At 71.4% G+C, this 6,621-nt stretch carries 6 protein-coding genes; 4 read left to right on the top strand and 2 right to left on the bottom strand.

Annotated elements, in window-relative coordinates:
- Positions 1-250: 250 nt before the first annotated feature.
- Complete coding sequence (purD, locus tag E3T33_RS13440) at positions 251-1,519, bottom strand: phosphoribosylamine--glycine ligase (RefSeq protein ID WP_092321517.1); 1,269 nt, start codon at positions 1,517-1,519, stop codon at positions 251-253.
- Between the two features lie 141 nt (positions 1,520-1,660).
- On the opposite strand from purD, the gene E3T33_RS13435 reads away from it, so the two are divergent.
- Positions 1,661-2,020, top strand: a complete 360-nt coding sequence (locus tag E3T33_RS13435) for a sterol carrier family protein (RefSeq protein WP_092321518.1) — start codon at positions 1,661-1,663, stop codon at positions 2,018-2,020.
- A 132-nt stretch (positions 2,021-2,152) separates the two neighbouring features.
- Here the strand turns inward: E3T33_RS13435 and E3T33_RS13430 are convergent, their stop codons facing one another.
- The gene (locus E3T33_RS13430; protein ID WP_198417098.1) at positions 2,153-3,175 is read right to left on the bottom strand and encodes a ribokinase; all 1,023 of its coding nucleotides are present in this window, start codon (positions 3,173-3,175) and stop codon (positions 2,153-2,155) included.
- A gap of 117 nt (positions 3,176-3,292) precedes the next feature.
- Between E3T33_RS13430 and E3T33_RS13425 the strand changes: the two genes are divergently transcribed.
- Genes E3T33_RS13425 through purM form a run of 3 tightly spaced genes read left to right on the top strand, consistent with a single transcriptional unit; the run spans position 3,293 to position 6,324 of the window.
- Positions 3,293-3,610, top strand: a complete 318-nt coding sequence (locus E3T33_RS13425) for a hypothetical protein (protein WP_174843291.1) — start codon at positions 3,293-3,295, stop codon at positions 3,608-3,610.
- A gap of 24 nt (positions 3,611-3,634) precedes the next feature.
- A complete protein-coding gene (gene purF, locus E3T33_RS13420; protein ID WP_241982949.1) occupies positions 3,635-5,224 on the top strand; it encodes an amidophosphoribosyltransferase in 1,590 nt (529 codons plus the stop codon).
- The gene (gene purM, locus E3T33_RS13415) at positions 5,221-6,324 is read left to right on the top strand and encodes a phosphoribosylformylglycinamidine cyclo-ligase (protein WP_092321520.1); all 1,104 of its coding nucleotides are present in this window, start codon (positions 5,221-5,223) and stop codon (positions 6,322-6,324) included. Before purF ends, purM begins: the two co-directional genes overlap by 4 nt.
- Positions 6,325-6,621: the final 297 nt, after the last annotated feature.

Below are 6,621 nucleotides of genomic sequence, written 5' to 3'. Positions count from 1 at the left end.
GCCGGGTTCAGCGCGGCCATGGGCCAGGCGTTGTTCCTGCCGGCGGCCGTGGCCCTGCTCGGCGCGCTCGCCGTGGCCTTCTTCGCCCGGCCGAAGGCGCCGACCTGGGGGCCGCGGGCCGCCGCGGCCGCGCCCGCTGCCGCCGACGTTCAAGCGGAATAGGTGCCGAATCGGACACCTGTCGCCGGTGTGCCGGCCACGGCCGTCCGGTAGGGCAACAGCCAGCCCAGGGCGCGGGTAGCCCCGCCGCTCAGCCCGCGACGCGGGCGGCGATGTCGGTGCGGAACTGCGAGCCGGCCAGCGTGATCTCGCCCAGCGCCTGGTAGGCGCGCGCGCGCGCCTCGGCGAAGCCCGAGCCGGTGGCGACGACGCTGAGCACCCGGCCGCCGGTGGCGACGAACGAGTCGCCGCGGGCGGCGGTGGCGGCGTGCGCGATCGTGACCCCCGGCACGGCGGATGCGGCATCCAGCCCCGAAATCACGCGCCCGGTGACCGGCGCCTCCGGATAGTTCTCGCTGGCGAGCACCACGGTCACGCAGGCCTCGTCAGAGAACTCCGGTCGGGCCAGCCCGCCGAGCGATCCGGTCGCCGCCGCCAGCAGCAGGCCGGACAGCGGGGTGAGCAGGCGCGGCAGCACGACCTGGGTCTCGGGGTCGCCGAAGCGGGCGTTGAATTCGATCACCCGGATGCCGGCATCCGTCAGAATGAGCCCGCAGTAGAGCAGCCCGATGAACGGGGTGTCCTCGTGGGCGAGGCGGCGCACCGTGGGTAACGCGATGGTGTCGATGACCTCGTCGACGAAGGCCTGCTCGCTGCCGAATTCGGCGTCGAGCCAGGGCAGCGGCGAGTAGGCGCCCATGCCGCCGGTGTTCGGGCCGGCGTCGTTGTCGCCGAGCCGCTTGTAGTCCTGGGCGGGGGAGAGCGGCAGCACGGTGTGGCCGTCGCTGAGCAGGAACAGCGAGACCTCCGCTCCGTCGAGGAACTCCTCGATCAGCACGCTGCCGTGCTGCAGCCACTGCGTGGCGTGGGCGACGGCGGCGGGGCGCTCGCTCGTGACCAGCACGCCCTTGCCGGCGGCGAGGCCGTCGGCCTTGACGACGTACGGCGCCCCGAACTCGTCGAGGGCGGCCCTGGCCTCGGCGAGTGTTCCGGCGCGCACGGCGCGACCGGTCGGCACGCCGGCCTCCTCCATGATGTGCTTGGCGAACGTTTTACTGCCCTCGAGGGCGGCGGCGGCCTTACCGGGACCGAAGACCGGGATGCCGCGGGTGCGGAGCGCGTCGGCGACGCCGGCAACGAGGGGCGCCTCCGGGCCGATCACCACGAGGTCGATGTTGTTTTCGATCGCGTAGTTGGTGACCGAGGATGCGTCGGTCGCATCGAGCGGCACGACTGGGACGTCCGCGGCGATGCCGGCGTTGCCCGGCGCGGCCACGACGTGGTGGCGCGGCTCCTCGCGGAGCAGCGCGGTGATGATGGCGTGCTCGCGGGCACCGGAACCGAGGACCAGAATTCTCACGCGTTCAGGCTAGCCGATCCGGCCGCGCGCGTCCCCTCCCGCGTCACGGCCCGACGCGGCCGGCCGGGTGCCGGTCGGGTGCCGGTCGGCCGTGATCGGCGCGCTGTCCGACTTCCCGGCCGGACCGGGCAGACTGGACCCATGGCCAGGGCGAGGATCGACGATGCGGCGGGCACGGCCGCCGTGCGGGAGTGCGGGGCGGATGCCGGGGGCGCGAGCCGGGACATCCGTGCGCTGGCGGTTCGCTACACGCTGCAGCTGCTCGCAGAGAAGGCGAGCGGCAACACCGTGGAGGTGCGGGTGCCGCCGTTCGGCGCCGTGCAGTGCGTTGCCGGCCCGCGTCACACCAGGGGCACGCCGCCGAACGTCGTCGAAACGGATGTCGCAACCTGGCTCGCCCTCGCCACCGGGTCGCTCGGCTGGTCCGACGGGGTGGCGACAGGGCGCATCCACGCGTCCGGCCAGCGGGCGGATCTCGCCGGCGAGCTGCCCCTGCTCTGACGCCGCCGGGAGGAGCTCACACGCCAGTCATGCTCGGCCCGACGTTGACTTGCGGACAAACACCCTTCCCCGGGCCAACGAAGGTACTTTCTCCGCATCTCAGCCGGGGAAATCCCCAGGATGCGCGCGGGCTCAGCCCAGGATCGCGGCGACCTCTGCCTCGGTCGGCATCGAGCTGGTTGCTCCATGCCGGGTGACCGACACTGACGAGGCGACGGTCGCCCAGCGCACCGCCTCGACCATCGCGGCCTCGCTCGGAGCCGACCCGGCGGCTGTAGCCGCACCCGAGGCAGCCGCACCCGAGGCCGCCGGCCCCGCACCTGCACCCGCACCTGCACCCGCACCTGCACCCGCACCTGCCCCCGCGGCCGCCCCCGCAGTCGAAACCGCCAGCCGCGCCACGAGCGCACCGACGAAGGTGTCCCCGGCCGCCGTCGTATCGACCGCGCGCACCGGGCGGGCCGGGGCCAGCCCCAGCACGGCGCCGTCATACGCGACGACGGATCCCTCGGCGCCGAGCGTGACGATCGCCCAGGTCTTGCCGGCGCTGAGCAGCTCCGCCGCGCGAACCGGGTCCGGCTCGCCGGTGAGCTCGGCGGCCTCGATCCGGTTGGGCACGACGAGGTCGACCGAGGCGAGGAATCCGCTGGGCAGCGGAACGACCGGCGCGGGCGTGAGCACCGTGAAGACGCCCGCGGCCCTGGCTGCAGCGATGGCTTCCACGAGCACCGGCACCGGCAGCTCGCACTGCATCACGAGGAACGCCGACGCTTCGATGGTCGCCCGCTGCTGGGCGGTCAGGGCCGTCACCGTGCTGTTCGCGCCCGACACCACGACGATCGAATTCTCCCCCGAATCGACCACGGAGATGTGCGCGGTGCCGGTCGGCGCGGGCGACGAGGCGAGCCCGTCGGCCCGGATGCCTTCGGCCGCGAGCAGCGCACGAAGCTCGGTCCCGTAGGCGTCGGCTCCCACGGCGCCGAGGAAGTCGACCGAGCCGCCGAGCCGGGCGGCGGCGACGGCCTGGTTGAGGCCCTTGCCGCCCGGCACGGTGGTGAAGCCCGATCCGAAGATCGTCTCGCCCGGCCGGGGGAGCCGCTCCTGATGCACGACGAGGTCCATGTTCGCGCTGCCGAGTACCGCAATTCTGTTCACCGGGACAGTCTGCCAGTGCCCGCCCCTGACGGCGCCTGCACCCTGCCAGTGCCCGCACCTGCCGGCGCCCGCACCTGCGCCGGAGTACAGAGGCGAGGGACGTGCGAGAATGAACAGGTGACTTCCCCCGGGCCGACCGACTCCGACGCGGCAACCACCGTGACGGTGCACCGTTCGCCGCGCTACTTCAGCTTCATGATCGTCGGCGCCGCGCTCGGGGCGATCCTCGCCCTCGTGTTCACCGTCACCTTCCCGGAGAATGAGGACTTCGACCGATCCCAGGTCTTCGGCTTCCTGCTCCTCGCGGGCGTTGCGCTCGGCGTTGCGCTCGGCAGCCTGGTCGCGCTCATCCTTGACCGACTGTTCCGGCGAACGACCGCACAGGCCGTCTCGGATAGACTGAGCACCACCGAAAATACCGAAAAAACCGAGTAACACACTCAAGTAAGGGGCTGCGGCTTGGCCGGTGGCGACGGACTATTAGGTCACGATCTTCTTCCTGGTGAGAAGGGCCCGCAGGATGCCTGCGGCGTCTTCGGCGTCTGGGCTCCCGGCGAAGAGGTGGCCAAGCTCAGTTACTTCGGCCTCTACGCGCTGCAGCACCGCGGCCAGGAATCGGCCGGCATCGCGACCAGCGACGGCAAGAAGATCCTCGTCTACAAGGACATGGGCCTCGTCGCCCAGGTCTTCAACGAGGCATCCCTCAGCACCCTCCTCGGCCACATCGCGGTCGGGCACACCCGCTACTCGACCACCGGGGCATCCAGCTGGCAGAACGCCCAGCCGACCCTGGGCCGCACGGCCGCCGGCACCATCGCGCTCGGCCACAACGGCAACCTGACGAACACGGCCGAACTCCTCCAGCTCGTGCACGAGCGCTACCCGCAGACGGATGGCGAACTGGCCCGCGGCAATACGACCGACACCGCCGTCGTCACCGCGCTGCTCACCGGCGACCTCGACCACACCCTCGAGTCCACGGCGCTCGAGGTTCTGCCGCACCTGCGCGGCGCGTACTGCCTCGTCTTCATGGACGAGACCACTCTCTACGCCGCCCGCGACCCGCAGGGCGTGCGCCCGCTGGTGCTCGGCCGCCTCGAGCGAGGGTGGGTCGTCGCGTCCGAGACCGCCGCCCTCGACATCGTCGGGGCCACCTTCGTGCGCGAGGTCGAACCCGGTGAGCTGATCACCATCGACGAGAACGGGCTGCGTTCCCAGCGCTTCGCCGAGTCGAAGCCCGCCGGCTGCGTATTCGAGTACGTCTACCTGGCCAGGCCCGACACGACCATCGCCGGTCGCGGAGTGCACGAGGCCCGGGTCGAAATGGGGCGCCGCCTGGCCGCCGAGCACCCGGTCGAAGCCGACCTCGTCATCCCGACCCCGGAATCCGGAACCCCGGCCGCGATCGGTTACGCGCAGGCGTCCGGCATCCCCTTCGGCCAGGGGCTGGTGAAGAACGCCTACGTGGGCCGCACCTTTATCCAGCCGTCGCAGACGATCCGCCAGCGCGGCATCAAGCTCAAGCTCAATCCGCTTAAAGAGGTCATCAAGGGCAAGCGACTGATCGTCGTCGACGACTCGATCGTGCGCGGCAACACGCAGCGCGCCCTCGTGGCCATGCTCCGCGAGGCCGGCGCCGCCGAGGTGCACGTGCGCATCTCCAGCCCGCCCATCACCTGGCCCTGCTTCTACGGAATCGACTTCGCCTCCCGGGCGGAGCTGATCGCGACCGGACTCGGCGTCGACGAGGTGCGCCAGGTCATCGGCGCGGATTCGCTCGGTTACCTCTCCGAGGAGGGCATGATCGCCTCCACCGAGCAGCCGCGCGAGCGCCTGTGCACCGCCTGCTTCACGGGCAAGTACCCGATCCCGCTGCCCGACTCCGCGCTCCTCGGCAAGAATCTGCTCGAGCGCCCCGTCGCATCCAACGGATGCGACCCGGGGCCGGACGCGGAGTTCGAAGCAGTGCTCGACCCGGCCACCCTGCGCGAGGGTGCGCTGGCCCGGCAAGGGCAAATCCCGTTCGGCGACCCAGGAAGACAGGAATGAGCAACGCTTCTTACGCTGCAGCCGGAGTGGACACCGCTGCCGGCGACCTGGCCGTCTCACTGATGAAGGCCGCCGTCTCCCGCACGCACGGCCCCGAGGTGATGGGCGGCTTCGGCGGCTTCGCCGGACTCTATGACGTGTCGTTCCTGACCGACTACCGCCGACCGCTGCTGGCGACCTCGACCGACGGCGTCGGCACCAAGGTGGCCATCGCCCAGGCGATCGACAAGCACGACACCATCGGCCAGGACCTCGTCGGCATGGTCGTCGATGACATCGTCGTCGTCGGCGCGCGCCCGCTGTTCATGACCGACTACATCGCCTGCGGCAAGGTCGTCCCTGAGCGGATCGCGTCCATCGTCGCGGGCATAGCCCGGGCCTGCACCGAGACCGGCACGGCCCTCGTCGGCGGCGAGACGGCGGAGCATCCCGGACTGCTCGGTCCGGATGACTACGACGTCGCCGGCGCAGCGACGGGCGTGGTCGAGGCCGACCAGGTGCTCGGCGCCGAGAACGTGCGTCACGGCGACATCGTCGTCGCGATGGCATCCTCGGGCCTGCACTCCAACGGCTACTCCCTCGTCCGCCACATCCTGTCCCAGCGCGGCATCGGCTACACCGACACGTCGGATGACCTCGGCGGCGTCGTCGGCGAGGTCCTGCTCGAGCCGACGCGCCTGTACACTGGCCCGCTGCTCGGCGTGCTGGCCGACCCCGACCTGGCCGGAGCCGTGCACTCGCTCAGCCATGTCACGGGCGGCGGCATCGCCGCGAACCTCGCGCGCGTGCTCCCCGTCGGGTCCTGGGTCGAGGTCGACCGCGCCACCTGGTCGCCTTCAGCCGTGTTCCGGGTGCTCAGCGACATGGCCGGGGCGTCCCTGGAAAGCTCGGAGGGCACCTGGAACCTCGGCGTGGGCATGTTCGCGGTCGTGGCCGCGGATTCCGCCTCCTCTGTGATTGCACGCCTCGCGGCCGACGGCATCCCGTCCTGGGTCGCCGGCCGGGTGTCGACCGCGCCGCGAGACTTCGCCGGTTTCGAGCAGGGCGCCAAGGGCGTCAACGGCGGCGCGGTGCGCCTCGTCGGGTCGTTCGCCCACTAGATCCGTGCGCCCGCGGCCAGCGTGCCCGCTCGGCCGCATCCCGTCCGCATCCCGCTTGGCTCTCACCCCGCGCACCCCTGTCGCCGAGAGTCGCAGAAAGCGCCGAGAGTCGCCGTTCCAACGGCGACACTCGGCGTAAACGGCGACACTCGGCGCATCCGGCGGCTGAGTCGCCGCGCGTCATGCCGGTAACTGCCGCCTAGGGCGTGTCTCCTAATTCGTGTAACCAGATGGTGATGGCACGGAGGACGACGCCTCCGCGGTAGGTGAGGGCGAGTTTGTCGTAGCGAGTGGCGA

The sequence above is a fragment of the Cryobacterium sp. TMT1-2-1 genome, assembly GCF_004403955.1.
Taxonomy (GTDB): domain Bacteria; phylum Actinomycetota; class Actinomycetes; order Actinomycetales; family Microbacteriaceae; genus Cryobacterium; species Cryobacterium psychrotolerans.
This window is presented reverse-complemented; position numbering and strand designations above follow the sequence as displayed.

Bases quoted from the DNA above. Each gene is read 5' to 3' on its own strand.
- E3T33_RS13435 (WP_092321518.1), top strand. From the start codon at position 1,661: ATGGCCAGGGCGAGGATCGACGATGCGGCGGGCACGGCCGCCGTGCGG.
- purM (WP_092321520.1), top strand. From the start codon at position 5,221: ATGAGCAACGCTTCTTACGCTGCAGCCGGAGTGGACACCGCTGCCGGC.